General features: G+C 38.4%; 13 protein-coding genes and 1 pseudogene. 1 reads left to right on the forward strand and 13 read right to left on the reverse strand.

Annotated elements, in window-relative coordinates; all coding sequences use genetic code 11:
* Window positions 1–35: 35 nt before the first annotated feature.
* The 5 genes and pseudogenes from queG to ruvB all read right to left on the reverse strand — a co-directional run bounded on the left by queG (window position 36) and on the right by ruvB (window position 5,582).
* Window positions 36–956 (reverse strand): tRNA epoxyqueuosine(34) reductase QueG, encoded by a 921-nt coding sequence (gene queG / locus Q0X66_RS02410; protein WP_297702890.1) that lies wholly within the window; start codon window positions 954–956, stop codon window positions 36–38.
* Window positions 957–1,166: 210 nt separating this feature from the next.
* On the reverse strand, window positions 1,167–2,246 hold the full coding sequence (locus tag Q0X66_RS02415; RefSeq protein ID WP_297702891.1) for a class I SAM-dependent methyltransferase: 1,080 nt from the start codon (window positions 2,244–2,246) through the stop codon (window positions 1,167–1,169).
* Between the two features lie 527 nt (window positions 2,247–2,773).
* Window positions 2,774–4,099 (reverse strand): cytochrome P450, encoded by a 1,326-nt coding sequence (locus Q0X66_RS02420; RefSeq protein WP_297702892.1) that lies wholly within the window; start codon window positions 4,097–4,099, stop codon window positions 2,774–2,776.
* A 38-nt stretch (window positions 4,100–4,137) separates the two neighbouring features.
* Window positions 4,138–4,458, reverse strand: a pseudogene (locus Q0X66_RS02425) (GIY-YIG nuclease family protein).
* Between the two features lie 101 nt (window positions 4,459–4,559).
* A complete protein-coding gene (gene ruvB, locus Q0X66_RS02430) occupies window positions 4,560–5,582 on the reverse strand; it encodes a Holliday junction branch migration DNA helicase RuvB (RefSeq protein ID WP_297702893.1) in 1,023 nt (340 codons plus the stop codon).
* A gap of 199 nt (window positions 5,583–5,781) precedes the next feature.
* Here ruvB and pckA point away from each other — a divergent pair, with 199 nt between their 5' ends.
* Window positions 5,782–7,386, forward strand: coding sequence for a phosphoenolpyruvate carboxykinase (ATP) (gene pckA, locus Q0X66_RS02435; protein WP_297702894.1), 1,605 nt, complete (start codon window positions 5,782–5,784; stop codon window positions 7,384–7,386).
* A gap of 74 nt (window positions 7,387–7,460) precedes the next feature.
* On the opposite strand, the gene Q0X66_RS02440 is transcribed toward pckA, so the two are convergent.
* The 8 genes from Q0X66_RS02440 to Q0X66_RS02475 form a co-directional block, all read right to left on the reverse strand.
* Window positions 7,461–8,285 carry a DUF2807 domain-containing protein gene (locus Q0X66_RS02440; protein WP_297702895.1) on the reverse strand — a complete coding sequence of 275 codons (825 nt, stop codon included), beginning with the start codon at window positions 8,283–8,285 and terminating at the stop codon, window positions 7,461–7,463.
* Between the two features lie 142 nt (window positions 8,286–8,427).
* Complete coding sequence (locus Q0X66_RS02445; protein ID WP_297702896.1) at window positions 8,428–10,248, reverse strand: cbb3-type cytochrome c oxidase subunit I; 1,821 nt, start codon at window positions 10,246–10,248, stop codon at window positions 8,428–8,430.
* Between the two features lie 44 nt (window positions 10,249–10,292).
* The gene (locus tag Q0X66_RS02450) at window positions 10,293–11,351 is read right to left on the reverse strand and encodes a cytochrome c oxidase subunit II (RefSeq protein WP_297702897.1); all 1,059 of its coding nucleotides are present in this window, start codon (window positions 11,349–11,351) and stop codon (window positions 10,293–10,295) included.
* Between the two features lie 30 nt (window positions 11,352–11,381).
* Window positions 11,382–12,701: a quinol:cytochrome C oxidoreductase gene (locus Q0X66_RS02455; protein ID WP_297702898.1), complete on the reverse strand. Its 1,320-nt coding sequence runs from the start codon at window positions 12,699–12,701 to the stop codon at window positions 11,382–11,384.
* A 16-nt stretch (window positions 12,702–12,717) separates the two neighbouring features.
* Window positions 12,718–13,278: a cytochrome c gene (locus Q0X66_RS02460; RefSeq protein ID WP_297702899.1), complete on the reverse strand. Its 561-nt coding sequence runs from the start codon at window positions 13,276–13,278 to the stop codon at window positions 12,718–12,720.
* 3 nt (window positions 13,279–13,281) lie between these two features.
* A complete protein-coding gene (locus Q0X66_RS02465) occupies window positions 13,282–13,809 on the reverse strand; it encodes a DUF3341 domain-containing protein (RefSeq protein WP_297702900.1) in 528 nt (175 codons plus the stop codon).
* 2 nt (window positions 13,810–13,811) lie between these two features.
* Complete coding sequence (gene nrfD, locus Q0X66_RS02470; RefSeq protein WP_297702901.1) at window positions 13,812–15,545, reverse strand: NrfD/PsrC family molybdoenzyme membrane anchor subunit; 1,734 nt, start codon at window positions 15,543–15,545, stop codon at window positions 13,812–13,814.
* 35 nt (window positions 15,546–15,580) lie between these two features.
* Window positions 15,581–18,703 (reverse strand): TAT-variant-translocated molybdopterin oxidoreductase, encoded by a 3,123-nt coding sequence (locus Q0X66_RS02475; protein WP_297702902.1) that lies wholly within the window; start codon window positions 18,701–18,703, stop codon window positions 15,581–15,583.
* Between the last annotated feature and the right edge of the window lie 18 nt (window positions 18,704–18,721).

The raw sequence follows: 18,721 nt of genomic DNA on the forward strand, positions 1-18,721 counted from the left end.
TATTACCTTCGAAAACGATGTAGTTCTCGGTGTTTTCATTTTAGAAATTCAATGTTTCGCTGTAAACCTGAAAATTTGGTACGCTTAACCGCTGATTTTTGAAATACTTTTTTAAAAACGTCTTCAGTGATTTCTTCCCAATCTTTTCTGGTCATAGACAACAGTTCCGGGTGCGGATTAAAAAGGGGTTCCCGGTGCGCTTTAGAAAATCTGTTCCAGGGACATACATCCTGGCAAACATCACAACCAAAGATCCAATCGTCAAACTTATCTTTTACAGAGATTGGAATCTCATTCTTAAGTTCAATGGTAAAATAGGAAATACATTTGCTGCCGTCTACCACATAAGGCTCAACAATGGCTTCTGTTGGGCAGGCATCTAAACAGGCAGTACAGCTACCGCAATGATCTGTTACCGGGGAATCGTATTCCAGTTCAAGATCCACAATTAACTCTGCAATAAAGTAAAAAGAACCTAATTGCTGAGTGAGAAGATTAGTATGTTTCCCCATCCAGCCCAGGCCGCTTTTGGCCGCCCATGCTTTATCCAATACAGGGGCAGAATCTACAAAGGCCCGGCCGTTCACCTCACCTATCTCGGTTGAAATAAACTCTTGAAGTTGTCTTAATTTGGATTTGATGACATAGTGGTAGTCCTGTCCATATGCGTATTTGGAAATTTTATAGGTGTCGTCGCTTTGGGTTTCCTTGGGATAATAATTTAGTAATAATGAAATGACCGATTTGGCACCATCAACCAATAAACGCGGATCAAGACGTTTGTCGAAATGGTTTTCCATGTACTGCATCTCTCCGTGCATGTTTTTCTTGAGCCATTTTTCCAGCCTTGGTGCTTCCTCTTCTAAAAAACCGGCTTTGGAAAAGCCACAAGACAAAAAACCGAGGCGTTTGGCTTCTTCTTTTATGAGTTGGGTTTGATTTTTTTTAGTATTCACTTAAATTAAAAGCCTATTTATTGGTGTCATCGAATAGGGCTAATTTACAATTATCTTTAAGAAAAGATTTTCTGGGTTTTTTTGAAACACCTAATCCATTAATTTCACCTTCATGACCTTATATCTAAAAAAACCGAAGCGCAATACTTCGGTTTATAAAAGGACCTATTCAAATACTTAATCCAATAAGTTAAGAGTCTAATCCCTTAACTAAGGCCGCGCCTCAAGAATTAGATTAAATGGAGTTTCGGTTGCTCTTCTAAATTTAGTAAAGCCTCCCCGCATGACCACTTCTTTTAATCGTTTTTCACCCGCCTGCGCACCAAGGGCAAGACCTACTTCCTGACTCAACGAACTTGGGGTACATAACATTGTAGAAAATGAATAAAAAGCCCTGCCAACCGGATTTAAATTTTCCTCCAAAGTATCATGAGCAAAGGGCTCAACTATTAAACAAGTGCCGTCTGCTTTTAAGGCTTTAACCACATGTTGACAAGCCCCTACCGGATCACCCATATCATGCAGGCAATCAAAAAAAGCAATTAGATCATAATCGGCCCCAGGGAAATTTTTGGCATTGGCCACCTTAAAGGATACATTTTTAAGTCCTGCTTTTTTTGCACCTTCAGCGGCATGTCTCACCGAGTTTTCATGAAAATCGAAGCCTATAAATTCTGAATTGGGGAAAGCTTCGGCCATGATTATAGTTGATGCCCCATGACCACATCCTACATCAGCTACTTTACCTCCTTTCTTTAATTTATCCACTACCCCATCCAAGAGCGGAAGCCAATTTGGAACTATATTCGTGCGGTATGAGGGTCGGAAGAACTTCTCAGTACCACAGAAGAGGCAGCTATGATGATCTCCCCAGGAAACGCCATCTCCAGATTTAAATGCCTTCTCCATTATCTCCTCATCATGGTACATTGAGGAAATGGCATAGAACGCCCCGGTCATAAGATACGGACTCTCCCCATTGCTAAAAACCATGGCCTGTTCCCTGGTCATTGAAAATTGATCTTGTTCCGGGTGATACTCAATATAACCTGATGCAGCGTGTGCGGCCAACCATTCCCGCAAATATCTTTCAGAGGTACCCGTGGCGTCGGCCAATTGTCTGGAGCCTACCGGTCCATATTCCTCAAGGGCTTTGTACAACCCTAATCGGTCTCCCAATATGATAAGCGGCCCTATTGCGGCCGCACCCATTTCGGTAACCATTTTTCCCAAAAGTTCATTCAACTTTTCTTCATTCACTTGTGATGATTTAACTTCATTTACTTCCATAATTTTTTAATAATTGTTTAACTATAAACGAGAAATTGACATCTAATACATTGCTATGTGAAGGGCTCAGATACGAGCTTGAGGCAATGATGTCTAGAAAGACGTAAAAGGGGGAAATGCTCTTTAATTTACAAAATATCAAATAATTAGCAAAATTTTTAACATCGCCCATTACAAAAAAAGAGGTTAAAATTTTAATCTTGCCCTTAGGTCGAAGAGTATCATTCTTCTAAAAACTCCTTCTAAGTTTACAACAAGATAAAAAACCGAGGCGTTTGGCTTCGGTTTTGATTATATGTGAATTCTTATTTTTTGTATTGAACAAGAATTCCTAAACTTTATGGAAATAGGTTTTATTAATACCCTCAAGCAAAAACACGATTTATCCTATTGGAATTTAATTGGCTGTATCCGGGTTTATCTTTGTTGCTACTTCACTAACTGAATTTGCCGGACCCTCCCCTTTTTTATGTATGCCTCATGATCAATTCTTTATCTAATTTGTTCAATAAGGAAGATGAGATAAATTATCGTTGTTCAAATAAGAGAGGAACATTTTTAGGTTTTAATGAGATCAATGGGTTAACCTCAACTGTTTTAAGATTGGTGCTTATTCGAAATTTTTTAATTATCTGAGCTATGGCGATGATCATCTCATACATGGCAAAATTGTTCCCAACGCACATTCTCGGTCCGGCCCCAAAAGGATAGTAGTAATTGGAATAGTCCCTTTTCAACGCACTATCAAATCGGCCCGGGTTAAATTTTTCAGGGGATTCCCAAAAATCAGATGATCTGTGTAATTCGTATATAGACATTAAAACCAGGGAGCCTTTGGGGAAGCTTTGCCCCTTAACAATATCATCTGAAATAGCCATTCTATCAATGACATAAGCCGGCGGATAAAGCCTTAAGGCCTCCTCTATACATTGTTTTGTGTAGGTTAATTTAGACAGGCACTGCATCAGATCATCAGTCTCTAAGTCTAAATTTTCAACCTCTTGCAAAACTTTATTCTGGATAGTTGAGTGTTTTGCCAACAAAAAAAGCGTAAAACTTAGCGCATTGGCAGTGGTCTCATGACCAGCGGTAAACAGAATAAGGACTTCATCTATTAACTGGCGCCTGGGCATATGTGTACCGTCTTCATAAGTAGCATTCAAAAGCATATCCAGCAAATCATCCTTCTCTTCCCCGGAATCCAGTCGTTCTTCTATAATATTGTTTAAAATATTTCTGCCCTCTTCGGCGAAGTTCAGATGCTTTTTTATTTCACCACTTATATTAAAATACCATTTTAGGTAAGGTTGCCTCATTTCTCTGATTAACATCTTTTGGTTGAGCTCCGTAAAATCCTGTAGGCGCTCCATGTCTTTTTGAATGTCCGACCGACTAAAAAGAGCTTGTGCTACGACCTGGAATGCCAAATCGCCCATTAAGGGAAATACATCTAAGGTGGTGCCGGGTTCTATTCTCTTTATTTCAGAATCAATGGCCTGCTTCATGATACCCAATAAACCCTGAAGCTTCTTTTTGTGAAATGCAGGTTGTACCATCCGCCGGTGAACGCGCCAGTGCTCTCCATTGGAAGTCAGGATTCCATGCCCGATATATTTTGCGAGATCTACCGTTTGGAGTTCTGATTTCTGATACTTCCTGTGCTGTTTCTGAAGTATATGTTTAATTATAGTAGCATCTCGAGTGAAAATTACGGCCTTCCTAAAGCCAACTCTGACCCTAAAGATATCGCCATATTTTTCAAAATTAGCCCTGTGGAAAGGCAAAGGGTTTTTAAGAATTGCCTTTCTGTTTTTAAATACCTGGAATTGAGAGATCGTTGAGAGGTCTTTCATTGATAAACTATCTGTCAGGCTGAGCGCAGTCGAAGCCCTTATTCGTAACGGTCATAGTATTTATAATGTGTTGCATTCCTACACTCCGACAGAATTTGAAGCATTTTGTCATCACCACGAATCAAAGCTTCTTTTTTTCTTCTTGTCCATCCTTTAATTTGTTTTTCTATGTATATAGCTTGCAATACATCAACAAATTCCTGATAAAATTCAAGTTTCAGAGGTCTTCTATTTTAAGTATAGCTATCTTTTTTATATCCCGATTGATGTTGTTCAAATCTTTTTTCAAGGTCATTGGTTATTCCTGTGTAATAGGATTGATCTGAACATTTTAATATATAAACGTAATAACTATACATTATTTTTTTTGGTTGGGCTTCGACTGCGCTCAGCCTGACTTATTGGAATCTTGTATTATTTAAGGCTTCGACTGCGCTCAGCCTGACTTACTATTGATAAACTAAAACAAACCGGGTTGTGAACCTCCTTTTATTCGACCTAAATGGGTATAGGCCAGTTCTGTTACTTCTCTCCCCCTAGGTGTACGCATGATAAATCCCTGTTGGATTAAAAAAGGCTCGTAGACCTCTTCAATTGTTTCTGCACTTTCTGATACCGCTGTAGCCAATGTTGTAATGCCTACCGGGCCTCCCTTGAATTTATCAATAATCGTAGTCAATATTTTATTATCCATTTCATCCAATCCGTAGGTATCTACATTAAGGGCTTTTAATCCATATCTGGATATATTCATATCGATATTACCATCACCTTTTATCTGAGCAAAATCCCTTATTCTTCTTAGTAAAGCATTGCTTATTCTTGGTGTTCCCCTGCTTCTTCCCGCAATTTCAATGGCCGCATCATCCACAATAGGAACTTTTAGAATTTCTGCACTCCTCAATACAATAGTGGATAGTAATTCAGTTCTGTAATATTCAAGTCTGCTTGTTATTCCAAATCTTGCCCGCATCGGGGCAGTTAACAAACCAGAGCGTGTGGTAGCACCTATTAATGTAAAAGGGTTCAAATTTATTTGTACCGACCTGGCATTTGGGCCGGTTTCAATCATGATATCAATTTTATAATCCTCCATAGCGGAATACAAATACTCTTCAACTATTGGGCTTAGTCTATGAATTTCATCAATAAACAAAACATCGCGTTCATCCAGATTTGTCAGAAGTCCTGCAAGATCTCCGGGCTTATCCAAAACTGGTCCCGAAGTAATTTTAATTCCAACCCCCAATTCATTGGCCAGGATATGCGCCAATGTAGTTTTTCCTAATCCCGGTGGGCCATGAAATAAAGTATGATCCAGGGCTTCATTACGCTGATTGGCTGCCTGCACAAACACCTTAAGATTCTCTAATACCTGCTCCTGACCTGTAAAATCATCAAAAGTAATGGGCCTTAATGCCCGTTCAATATCCAATTCCTCTTGTGAAAATGTGGAGCCGGTAGGATCAAGATTATCGTTCATGTTTTCAAAGATAGTAAAAAAGAAAAGCGATAAATATCACAAAATGTTCCTGCTTCTTTATAATTTGACAATTCTGCGGAACCACATGATATTTATCATCTTTTTTACAATAATTTATTAGCTTCTTTGCATAGAATTTATGAATTATCACTAAATTATCAATGGTTAGGAAAGTACAATCTTTAAAAACAAAAAAACAATGAAAACAACTTTTAATCTTCAAAAATACGGGATAGAAACGGAGCAGGTGTACAGGAACAGTAGTGTTCCTGTCCTCTATGAATTAGGATTGCGATTAGAAAAGGGAACTGCTATTTCCGACGTAGGAGCACTAATGACCTACTCTGCCGAAAAAACTGGCCGAAGTCCAAAAGATAAAAGAATCGTAAGACACCCCGATTCCGAAAATAATATTGACTGGGGTCCTATCAATATTGGTTTGGATGAACATACCTTTATGGTAAATCATGAACGCGCATTAGATTTCTTAAATATTTGCGATCATCTATTTGTAGTTGATGCATATGCAGGTTGGGATCCTAAATACAGAATTAAAGTTAGGATTATCTGTACAAGAGCTTACCATGCTCTGTTTATGCAGAATATGTTAATCATGCCAACAGCTGAAGAACTGGAAAATTTTGGAGAACCGGATTATGTTGTCCTAAATGCAGGTGGATTCCCGGCTAACAGGTATACTTCAGAAATGACTTCTAAAACGAGTGTAGATCTTAATTTGGAACGCAAAGAGATTGTAATTCTTGGAACACAATATGCAGGCGAAATGAAGAAAGGTATTTTCTCTGTTATGAATTATTTAATGCCGTTGGAAAATGTATTACCAATGCACTGTTCTGCAAATGTTGGTGAGAAAGATGACGTTACTATATTGTTTGGTTTATCCGGAACAGGAAAGACCACTTTAAGTGCTGATCCTAAACGTAAATTAATTGGAGACGACGAGCACTGCTGGACAGACCAGGGTACTTTTAATATTGAAGGAGGATGTTATGCTAAAGCTATAAACCTTTCAGCAGAAAAAGAGCCTGATATATTTAACGCCATTAAATTTGGTACCGTTCTGGAAAATGTGGTATATGATAAGTTTAGCAGAGAAGTAGATTATACAGATACTACTATAACACAAAATACCAGAGCCTCCTATCCAATTCATTATATAGATAATGTACAAATACCTTGTGTTGCAGGTCATCCGGAAAATATTATTTTCCTTACCTGTGATGCTTTCGGTGTATTGCCTCCAGTGAGCAAACTGACACCTGAACAGGCCAGTTACCACTTTATTTCGGGGTATACAGCTAAGGTAGCCGGTACTGAAATGGGTGTAACTGAACCTCAGGCAACATTCAGTGCTTGTTTCGGCGCAGCATTTATGATGTGGCATCCAAATAAATACGCAGAATTACTGGCAGAAAAAATAAAAGAACATAAAGCAACTGCCTGGTTGGTCAATACCGGATGGACTGGTGGAGCACATGGTGTAGGTTCAAGAATGAGCCTAAAGTATACCCGTGCAATGATTGATGCAATTCACCATAATGATTTTGACAATGTTGAATTTACTACAGATGAGGAGTTTGGTTTTCAAATTCCACTTAGCTGCCCAAATGTACCTTCTGAAATTCTCATACCAAAAAATACCTGGGAAGATAAGGAGCAATATCAGGAAGTTAAGAAAAAGCTTGTAGGGCTTTTTAATGAAAACTTTAAAAAGTTTGCAGCTAACGTAAATACCAAAATTGTAGAGGCAGGTCCTAAAGCAGACTTTTCTTTACAGTCCTAACCAAGTTAAGGTTACTAAAAAACCCCATCGTCTATGTCGATGGGGTTTTTTTATATTAAAGCTTACCTAAAATATTATTCTTCCCTCTTATATAACTCTGAAGTATTCAGAAATTCATTTAAAATTATCTTGGGGTTGCCCCACAAATAAGTCTTTGCAGCCCCGCTTGACGAAAGCTCTATACTTTTATTAGCGTATAATCTTGCTCTGGTAGTCTCTTCCAGACCAGCACTAATTACTCCCGCTTCCATTTTTTCGGCCTTGAGGTTACTGCTTCCAAACAACTTAATATTCAAAGTATCCGCAGTTCCCTCGACCACTGCTGAGGCATTATTATACATCTCAATGTTACTTTTACCTGTTATTCCGTATAAATTGAGATTTACTTTATCTCTTAACATCAGATCTAAAGAATCAGATTGCACATTAAAATCACCAGCACTATTACCTTCCATAATAATATTCATAATAGATGCCCTGGCATTCAACTCAAGTTTAGAAGATCCATAAGTACTGATATTCAGTATATCAGAATCTATCATATCTTTTGTTATAATCTTGCCTTGCTGTAATATTATGCTCTTAAGTTCATTGAAATTTACCGTTATCTCCAGCTGCTTTTTGGTCGTAATCTTATAAAATGACCTTATTACAAGTGTGCTGTCTACCACATCAAACCTCAAAATATCTATCAAATTATCATCCGCTGAAATTGAATATCCCGGAATAGTGGTCTCTTTTAAGAATATTTCAAGATCATCCCTGACTTCTATGGCATTAAAGAAGGGCAGATCTTCATTTACCTCCACTATGGATTTATTGCCCTTAATTTTAGGCTTTCTCTGGGCACTTACCGCTAATGTACAGAATGCTATAAAAAATATAATGATGTTCTTCACGATAACGAATTTAATAATTATTCCCGCTAAAAATAAGTCAAGCTAATTATTTTATAAAAGCCTTATACATAATCCTCCATTACCAGCATAAAAAAAGCCCATCAAAAGATGGGCTATATAAATATGAGTTAACAATTTACTTTTAATGATTCAATTCCTCTTCATCCTGTTGGAGAGGTATGTTTTGAGGGACAAAATCCTGACCCGGAATTACATATTCTCCATTCTCCTGAGTTTTGCTGTAATCATATGCCCAACGATGCACCTCTGGAATCTTACCTTCCCAGTTTCCGTGGAAGTGCTCAATTGGTGCAGTCCATTCCAGCGTATTAGATTTCCATGGATTCTGTTCAGTAGGTTTCCCATAAAAAATACTACTGATGAAATTATATAAGAAGACTAATTGAGCCAGACCGGCTATCAGTGCAAAAATAGTAATAAGAACATTTACATCTGTGAGTTCATCGAACATAGGAAAGGCTGTATTTTCATAATAACGTCTTGGGACGCCTGCCATTCCAACAAAATGCATGGGAAAGAATACCCCATATGCACAGATCGCTGTTATCCAAAAGTGTACATATCCCAAATTCTTATTCATCATTCTTTTAAACATTTTGGGGAACCAGTGATAGACTCCGGCAAATAATCCATACAAGGCTGAAATACCCATTACCAGGTGAAAATGAGCTACAACAAAATACGTGTCATGAACATTGATATCCAATGTGCTATCCCCAAGAATAATACCCGTCAATCCTCCGGAAATAAACGTTGACACCAATCCTATTGAGAAAAGCATACCGGGATTCAATTGTAAATTACCCTTCCATAAAGTGGTTATATAATTAAATGCCTTAACAGCAGATGGGATAGCTATTAAAAGTGTAGTAAAGGTAAATACGGATCCAAGGAATGGGTTCATCCCCGAAACAAACATATGATGGCCCCATACAATTGTAGATAAAAATGCAATTGCTAAAATTGATGCCACCATTGCTCTATATCCAAATATTGGTTTACGTGCATTAGTAGACATTACTTCCGAAGTAATTCCAAGAGCAGGTAGTAGTACAATATACACTTCAGGATGTCCTAAAAACCAAAACAAGTGCTCAAACAATACTGGGGAACCGCCCTGATAATGCAAGACTTCACCCTGAATAAAAATATCAGATAAAAAGAAAGATGTTCCAAAACTTCTGTCCATTATCAAAAGTAAGGCTGCGGATAATAATACAGGGAAAGAAACTACTCCAATTATTGCGGTTACGAAAAACGCCCAAATGGTTAAAGGAAGTCTTGTCATAGACATCCCCTTGGTTCTTAGATTGATTACTGTAACTATGTAGTTTAATGATCCTAATAAGGAAGAGGCAATAAAGATTGCCATAGAAACCAACCATAGTGTCATTCCCATCCCCGATCCAGGTTGCGCCATTGGCAGTGCACTAAGCGGAGGGTAGATAGTCCACCCTGCAGCTGCAGGTCCTGCTTCCACAAAAAGTGAGATAAGCATAATTACACTAGACACAAAGAACATCCAATACGATAACATATTCAGGAAACCGGAGGCCATATCCCTTGCACCAATCTGCAACGGTATTAGAAGATTACTAAAAGTACCACTTAAGCCGGCTGTTAGGACAAAGAACACCATTATAGTACCGTGAATGGTAACCAATGCAAGGTACATATCTGCATCCAAAACTCCGCCGGGTGCCCAACCTCCTAATAATGCCTCGAAAATAGGAAATGATTCACCAGGCCATGCTAATTGCATCCTGAATAAAAGAGACATGGCAATACCAATAATACCCATAATCAAACCAGTAATAAGGTACTGTTTTGAAATCATTTTATGATCCTGACTAAATATATACTTTGTTACAAATGTCTCTTTATGATGATGTACATGATCATCCGCGTGATCATCAATATGGGCATGTGCAGTAACAGACATAATCGATTTTTTTTTATATTAATTTTCCTTTTGTATAGCTCTATTTATTGCATGGATGCCATAGTCTGGCTAAAAGTCTGCTGACTTTCTATCCATGTATTATAATCTTCTTCGCTTTCTACTATAATTTTCATCTGCATATTATAGTGCGATTTACCACAAATTTTATTACACAGCAGGATATAATCAAATTCCCACGGATCGGAGTTATCTTCTCCATTAGCTGCTCGTTCTGCTCTAATTTTGTTTGTTCTTTTTACCTTGGCTACTACATCCGGATTCATCCTCATCTCAGTAGTAGTTATGGTTGGTGTAAAAGAAAACTCAGTGGTCATTCCGGGTACGCAATTCATCTGGGCTCTAAAATGTGGCATATATGCTGAGTGTAATACATCTTGTGAACGCATTTTAAAATTTACTTTTCTACCAACCGGCAGATGTAATTCTTTTACGATAACATCATCAGAGGCATTAGGGTCAGATTCATCCAATCCTAAAACATTTGCCTTATCAATATCTATCATTCTAACATTTGCACTTCCTAATACATTGTCTGTCCCACCATATCTTGCAGTCCAATTGAATTGTTGTGCATAAAGTTCTACAATAAGAGGGTCATCCTCGTCATTGATATCCATTATGTTGGTCCAGGTATATAAACCCCACAAAATTAATCCGGCTAACACGATCACTGGTATTATCGTCCATATGAATTCCAACCTGTCATTATCTGCAAAGAATAAGGCCTTTTTTCCCTTTTCCCCACGATATTTATACCCAAAATAATGCAATAAAGCCTGGGTAAGGGTTTGTACAAAAAATATAATAATAAATGAAACAAGCAATAGGTAATCATAATCGGCTCCATGGGCTGAAGCTGCTTCAGGCAATAAGACTTTAGTGTATTTATAAAAACTGAATATGGTAATCCCATAAATAAATATCAAAAAAGCAAACAACAAGTAACCATTATACTTATTATCCTTATCGGTCGCCACTTGTGAATCTACTGTCTTTAGTTTGGACAATTCAAAGATTTTGGTCATTTGCCAAATTGCAATTGCCACTAGTACTAAAACAATTAAGATCAATAATGTAGTCATCGTATGTATTGAAATTATACTTTAAAATTACTAATAATGAAAATGCCTGCTTTCCTCTATAAAAGGATTGCGGCTAGGTTGCAAGGGAGCATGTGTTAATGCTCGGAATACCCAGAAAATAAAAGCTCCTGCGAAAAAGAGGATAGCACCTATTTCAGGTATCCCTATATACCACTGGTCACCAACAGTTGCCGGCATTATCGTATTATATATATCTAAATAATGCCCTGCAAGTAAAACGATACCTGTCATAATCACAAACCAGTTCACTCTTTTATAATCACTATTCATTAATAGTAACACGGGAAATATAAAGTTCAAAGCAACCATACCGAAAAACGGTAGATTATAGTCTTCAATCCTCGTTACAAAATAAGTGACTTCTTCAGGAATATTTGCGTACCATATCAACATAAACTGACTAAACCAAAGGTAGGTCCAGAAAATGCTAAAGCCAAACATAAATTTAGCCAGGTCATGAATATGACTGTCATTTACATCAGGTAAATGCCCTTTAGATTTTAAATAGATAGTTACCATGGCAATTACTGTAATACCTGAAACTATCATACTGGCAAAAAGATACCATCCAAATAAGGTACTGAACCAATGCGGATCAACACTCATAATCCAATCCCACGACATAATGGATTCTGTTATTAAATAGAATACCAGAAATGCTGCGGACCATTTGAAATTCTTTTTAAAATTAGAATTATCGTCAGCCTTGTCCTGTGCAATAGAGAGCCTTCGCGAAATTTCACGATAACCAATCCATCCTCCAAGGAAAATTGCAGCTCTTATTAGAAAGAAAGTAGGGTTAAGATACCCTGCTTTATTTTGTAGTAATTTATCATGAGCTACAACATCAGCGTCCATCCATGTAAACAAATGATTAAAATGCAGCACAGAAAGTACAAGGATAACAAAAACTATTATCCCTCCTGGAACAATGTAAGCTGTAATTCCCTCCATTACCCTGAATAACATAGGTGACCACCCAGCTTGTGATGCCCTTTGAATTCCATAAAACGCGAGAACCCCTAAGGCAATCATAAAGAAAAAGAAAGCTGCCACGTATAAGGCAGACCAAGGTCTGTTTTGCAGTTGATGCAACAGGTGTTCATCATGAGCACCATTGTGATCAGCGGCCTCTCCATGATCAGAGGTCATTGCTTGGGATGCCTCGTCCCCATGTGAATCTCCAGGACCATCATCATGTGCGGCTACCATAGCTTTGGCTTCCTCTACCGTTCCAGGTGCGGATACAAAGCCAATGCCTATTCCCAATACCCCTACGGCCATGAGAATAAAAGAAGCTATTTTTAATCTGTTTGAAAACGTGTACATATTAAATGTCTATGTATTATTTTGTTAAGTCTTGTTTCAGTTGCATTACGTACTCCGATACCTGCCAACGTTCTTCAAAATCTAGTTGACCCGCATAGGATCCCATGGAATTTAACCCGTAATAAATCGTATGATAGGTGCTTCCAACAGTAATATTCCTCGCGGCATCGTCATAGCCGGGTACGCCAAGTATTTTTTCTCTTTTTACAAGAGTTCCCTGTCCTTTACCCTGATTGCCATGGCAAATACCACAATATATGGTATAAAGTTCCTTGCCCTTTGCAAGATTAGCTTCCATTTGTAACGAATCCAACGGACTTGCTTGCAATCTTGCCATATCCTTGCCCTCCAGATCATTTGCAAACTCATAAGGCAACCATCCTCTGTGAATAGTATTTTCGGGAGGGGTCATAGCCTCAGATCCATTAGGGAGAAAATCAACAGGTTGATAGGTTTCATAACCCACAGGTTCATACATATTTGGCATATATTGATAATTTGGCCGACTATTATCCGCACAGGCAGAAACAAAACCAATTACTACCAGAATCATTACTATTTTTATTAAACGCTTCATTATCTAATGATTGTTTTTAATAATGTTCAACTCTACTGCTCCCGTATCCAACAACAAATCTTTTAATTCGGTCTCATTATTATGTACTTCTATTTCCATAATAAAATGGGCGTCTGTTGTTCGCACATCCGGGTTCTCTGCTTTTTTAAATGGCCATAATCTACTGCGCAAATAAAATGTGATCACCATTAAATGTGCGGCAAAAAAGACCGTTAATTCAAACATAATTGGTACAAAAGCAGGCATATTTTCTATATAGGTAAAGCTGGGTTTGCCCCCTATATCCATGGGCCAATCGTCAATCATTATGTATTTCATCATAACAACAGAAACTATTAATCCCAAGCAGCCATACATAAAGGATGTAATTGCTATTCTGGTTGGGGCTAAGCCCATTGCTTTGTCCAAACCATGCACAGGAAACGGACAATATACCTCCTCGATATGATGTTTTTCAGCTTTAACCCTTTTAACGGCGTGCATCAATACATCATCATCATCATAGTATGCGTGGATAACAGTAGCTGCCATAATTATTTATCGTTGTTTAAAAACATTCTTGCTTGTCCCGCCCAGTCTTCTCTTTGAGCTCTACCCGGGAATGAACCAGTGAGTGAATCAAGCAAATCGTATTCTTTTTGGCCCATTTTACTCACTTGTAAAAAGCTGAAAATTCCTAATTTATTCAGGGTCTTTTCCATTAAAGGACCTATCCCTTTTACTTTTTTAAGATCGTCGGGATCCTGAGTTCCTGAATCAAAACTACCTAATGAACTAAGTAAACTTTCTTCTTGATTTGATTCCGAAGAGACTGCAGCCTCCTGATTATTGTTAACAATGGTTTCTCTTACGATTCCATTTTTCCTTATTGTATATAATGGTTTCCCGGCATCTCGCAGCGCCTTATAACGGGCTCCAGACGATTTTAATATTGATTTTACCTCAGCCTGTGCAATTACAGGGAAGGTTCTTGAATATAATAAAAAGAGTACAAAGAAGAATCCAATAGTACCAATGAAAATTCCAATATCGACAAATGTTGGTGAGAACATGGTCCATGAAGAAGGCAAATAATCGCGATGCAATGAGGTAACAATGATCACAAACCTTTCGAACCACATACCTACATTTACTACAATGGAAATAATGAATGAGATGACAATACTGGTCCTGATTTTCTTAAACCACATGATCTGAGGCGAAACAACGTTACAGCTCATCATTAAAAGATAAGCCCACCAATAGGGACCTGTTGCCCGGTTTAAAAAGGCATATTGCTCATACTCCACTCCAGAGTACCAGGCCATAAAAAGTTCGGTAATATAGGCACAACCCACTATTGAACCGGTTATCATTATGACGATGTTCATCAATTCAATGTGCTGTACTGTTATATAATCTTCAAGATGACTTACCTTTCTCATTATAATTAGCAAAGTCTGTACCATAGCAAACCCCGAGAAAATAGCACCGGCAACAAAGTAAGGTGGGAAAATGGTAGTATGCCATCCCGGAATAACCGAAGTGGCAAAATCAAAAGATACTATAGTATGCACAGAAAGAACAAGTGGGGTTGCCAAACCAGCGAGAACCAGGGAAACCTCTTCAAATCGTTGCCAATCCTTTGCACGTCCCGTCCAGCCAAAACTTACCAGGCTATAAATCTTCTTTTGAAAAGGTTTTACGGCCCTGTCTCGGAGCATCCCAAAATCAGGAAGTAATCCCGTCCACCAAAATACAAGTGAAACCGACAAATAAGTAGATATGGCAAATACGTCCCATAGCAGGGGAGAATTAAAATTAACCCATAAGGATCCAAATTGGTTGGGAATGGGCACTACCCAATATGCCAACCATGGCCTACCCATATGTATAACAGGAAAAAGGGCTGCCTGGATTACAGAAAATATGGTCATGGCCTCCGCAGATCGGTTGATTGCCATTCTCCATTTTTGACGGAATAATAAAAGGACCGCAGAAATAAGCGTTCCAGCGTGTCCAATACCAACCCACCAGACAAAGTTTGTAATATCCCAGGCCCAGTTTACCGTTTTATTGAGCCCCCAGGTACCTATCCCTGTGGATATTGTGTAAATTATAGCACCTATTCCCCAAAGGAGTGCTGCCAATGCAATGGAAAAAACAATCCACCACAATTTGTTAGCCCGTCCCTCAATCGGAGCTGCAATATCTACCGATACATCATGGTAGCCTTTGTCTCCAAGAACTAAGGGTTTACGTATTGGTGCTTCGTAATGCGACGCCATATAGTTTTATTATAGTTGTATTCTTTCTTTATTGATTATGCTTCATTTGTGTTTCTCACTTTAACATGATAAAACACATTTGGTTTGGTTCCCACACTTTCCAACAAGTGGTACATCCTGTCATTTTTCTTCAATTCTGTGACCTGACTTTCCTTGTCATTCGAATCTCCAAACACTATTGCTCCATTGCTACAAGCATTTGAGCAAGCTGTTTGAAACTCTCCATCTATTATTTCTCTTCCTTCACGTTTGGCATCTAAAATGGTCTTTTGTGTCATTTGGATACAAAGTGAACATTTCTCAATAACCCCTCTTGAACGAACGGTAACATCAGGATTAATTACCATTTTACCAAGGTCATTATTGAAATGATAATCAAACTCATCATTGTTATTCGACAAAAACCAGTTAAACCTCCGTACCTTATACGGGCAGTTATTCGCACAATATCTTGTTCCCACACATCGGTTATAGGCCATATGATTCTGACCCTGACGACTATGTGTTGTTGCAGCTACCGGACAAACGGTCTCGCAAGGTGCATGGTTACAATGCTGACACATTACAGGTTGAAATGCAACTTGTGGATTGACTGCAGCAATCTCCATTTCTTCAAAGCCCGACTTTGTCCCTGAAGGACCTGATAATTCATCTTTCTTGGTATTGTCCTGATCGAAGGTGTCTTCTGAGGAATAATATCTGTCTATTCGCAACCAATGCATATCCCTGGACTTGCGTACTTCCTCTTTACCTACCACAGGTACATTATTTTCTGCGTGACAGGCAATTACACATGCACCACAACCCGTACAAGCATTTAAATCTATGGACATATTAAAATGATGCCCTATGGACCTGTCAAAACTATCCCAAAGATCTACAGTTGTTGCAGGAACTTCCTGATGATTCAATGACACATGCGGCACATGATTCCATTCCGAATGATCTTTGGTATTAAATATCTCTAAAGTTGTCTCCTTTATAATGTCGCCTCTGCCCATTAAAGTATTATGCAGCTGAATACAAGCAAATTCATGCATGCCAGATGCCCTTTCCAGAGTTACATTCTGAATCGTATTAAACCCTTGATACAATTTATAAGCATTAACACCAGTCTGCATTTCAGTTTTCATACCAACTTGCCTGCCATAACCAAATGATAATCCCACAGTACCTGCGGCCTGACCTGGTTGAATGATTACAGGAACATTTTCAAGTGAGATACCATTAACGGTAAGTTTTGAATAACTTCCGTTGAGTCCGCCATTTGCAACATTTTCATTTATCAATCCCAAACTTGTAGCGTCTGCCTTGGATACAGTAACATAATTATCCCAGGAAACCCGGGTAATAGGGTCTGGAAATTCCTGCAACCAAGGATTATTAGCTTGCTGACCGTCACCCATTCCAATTTTTGGATAAAGAATTAATTCCATCCCTTCTCCTACAGAATTTGCCAATGCTCCTACTGCAGAAGAAATTGATGTCATAGCGTTATCAGACATAGCTTGATCCGCTATTTCCTGATCCGTGGCGTTTTCAATTGCAATAATATCTTCTCCTTCTGTATTTGATTCCAATACAAAAACACCATCATGAAGTGCTTTATTCCAGGAAGCATCACCCAGAATAACGGAACTCCATGTCTCTTTGATGTAGTCGTAATAATTTAAATCACTACCCATCCATTGAAGCAGTGACTGCTGAAACTGCCTGGTGTCAAAAAGTTGTTTTATAGTAGGTTGTATAAGGCTGTAGTGTCCTTTTATCAATTCAGCGTCCCCCCAGGATTCTAAAAAGTGATTAGTAGCTGCGGTAAATTCTGTAATTTCTGTGGTTTCATTCCAATTTGTAGAGAAAGTGACCGTTAAATCTACTTTTGCAACACCTTCAGAAAAATCAGAAGCATTAGGCAATGTATACATAGGATTAACACCATCCATAATCAAAGCCCCAATATTTCCGGAATTCATATCCTGAATGAGCCTATTAACAGCCTGGTTATTTCCCTGTCTGATATATCTTGTTGCACTTGGGTTAAAAGCATTACTGGCCAGCATCTCATTTATTGACAAAGTAACCGCCTGGGCATTTACATCATCCAACCCTGTTACCACAACCGCCTTATTCCCGGCTTTCTTTATTTCGGTGGCAACATCTTCAACAGCTCTGCTAACATTATCGCTAAGATCAACATTAATTGAACTATTATTTAATTTACCAAATAAACTCGCCAGCGCCTTTTTCTGCTCCGATGGTTTTATTGCAATTCGTTTATCCGCATTTGCCCCGGTAAGAGACATATTGGATTCAAACTGAATATGCCTGGACATTTTGCCATTTTTGGGAATACGCCCTTTGGAATAACCACTGTCATAACCCCCTCCTTGCCAATCGGCCAGGAAGTCTGCACCGAAAGAAACGATGATTTCGGCTTTTTCAAAATCATACGTAGGCAATGCCCTTTCTCCAAATTTAGCTTCAAAAGCAGATAAAGCCGCATCCTCGCTTATTGCATCATAAACTATATGCTTTACGTTACCGTAAACTTCTTTAAAGTCATTTATTAATTTGGTGGTAGATGGACTTGCATAAGTCTGTGTAAGCAAAACTACTTGCTTACCTGTATCTTTTAATCCGTTTAATTTATTTTTTACTACTGTATCTATTTCACTCCAATCTGCCGGTTCTCCATTTGATAAGGGTCCTTGCAATCTGGTGCTATCATATAACGAAAGAACAGATGCCTGTATTCTTGCATTGGCATTACCATTGCTTTTAGCATCTTTATTATTCTCAACCTTTATAGGTCTTCCTTCCCTTGTTTTTATCAAAATACTGGCAAAATCGAAGCCATCAGCAATGGTAGTAGCATAATAGTTTGCTACACCTGGAATTATTTGCTCAGGTTTTATTACATAAGGTATTGACTTTCTAACCGGACCTTCACAAGCTGCTAAAGAAGCAGCAGCAGTACTAAACCCAACATATTTAAGAAAATCTCTTCTATTTGTTGTACTGGCAGACAAATTCTCCTTATCTCCTAAAAATTCATCAACTGGTATTTCTTCCGGAAATTCGTTTTGTCTAAGCGCCTCCACGATGGAATCGTTGGGATTTAACTCCGCTTCGCTTTTCCAATACTTTTTTGATGCCATACTATATATCTGTAATTA

Source organism: uncultured Eudoraea sp. (assembly GCF_947260015.1).
Classification (GTDB): domain Bacteria; phylum Bacteroidota; class Bacteroidia; order Flavobacteriales; family Flavobacteriaceae; genus Eudoraea.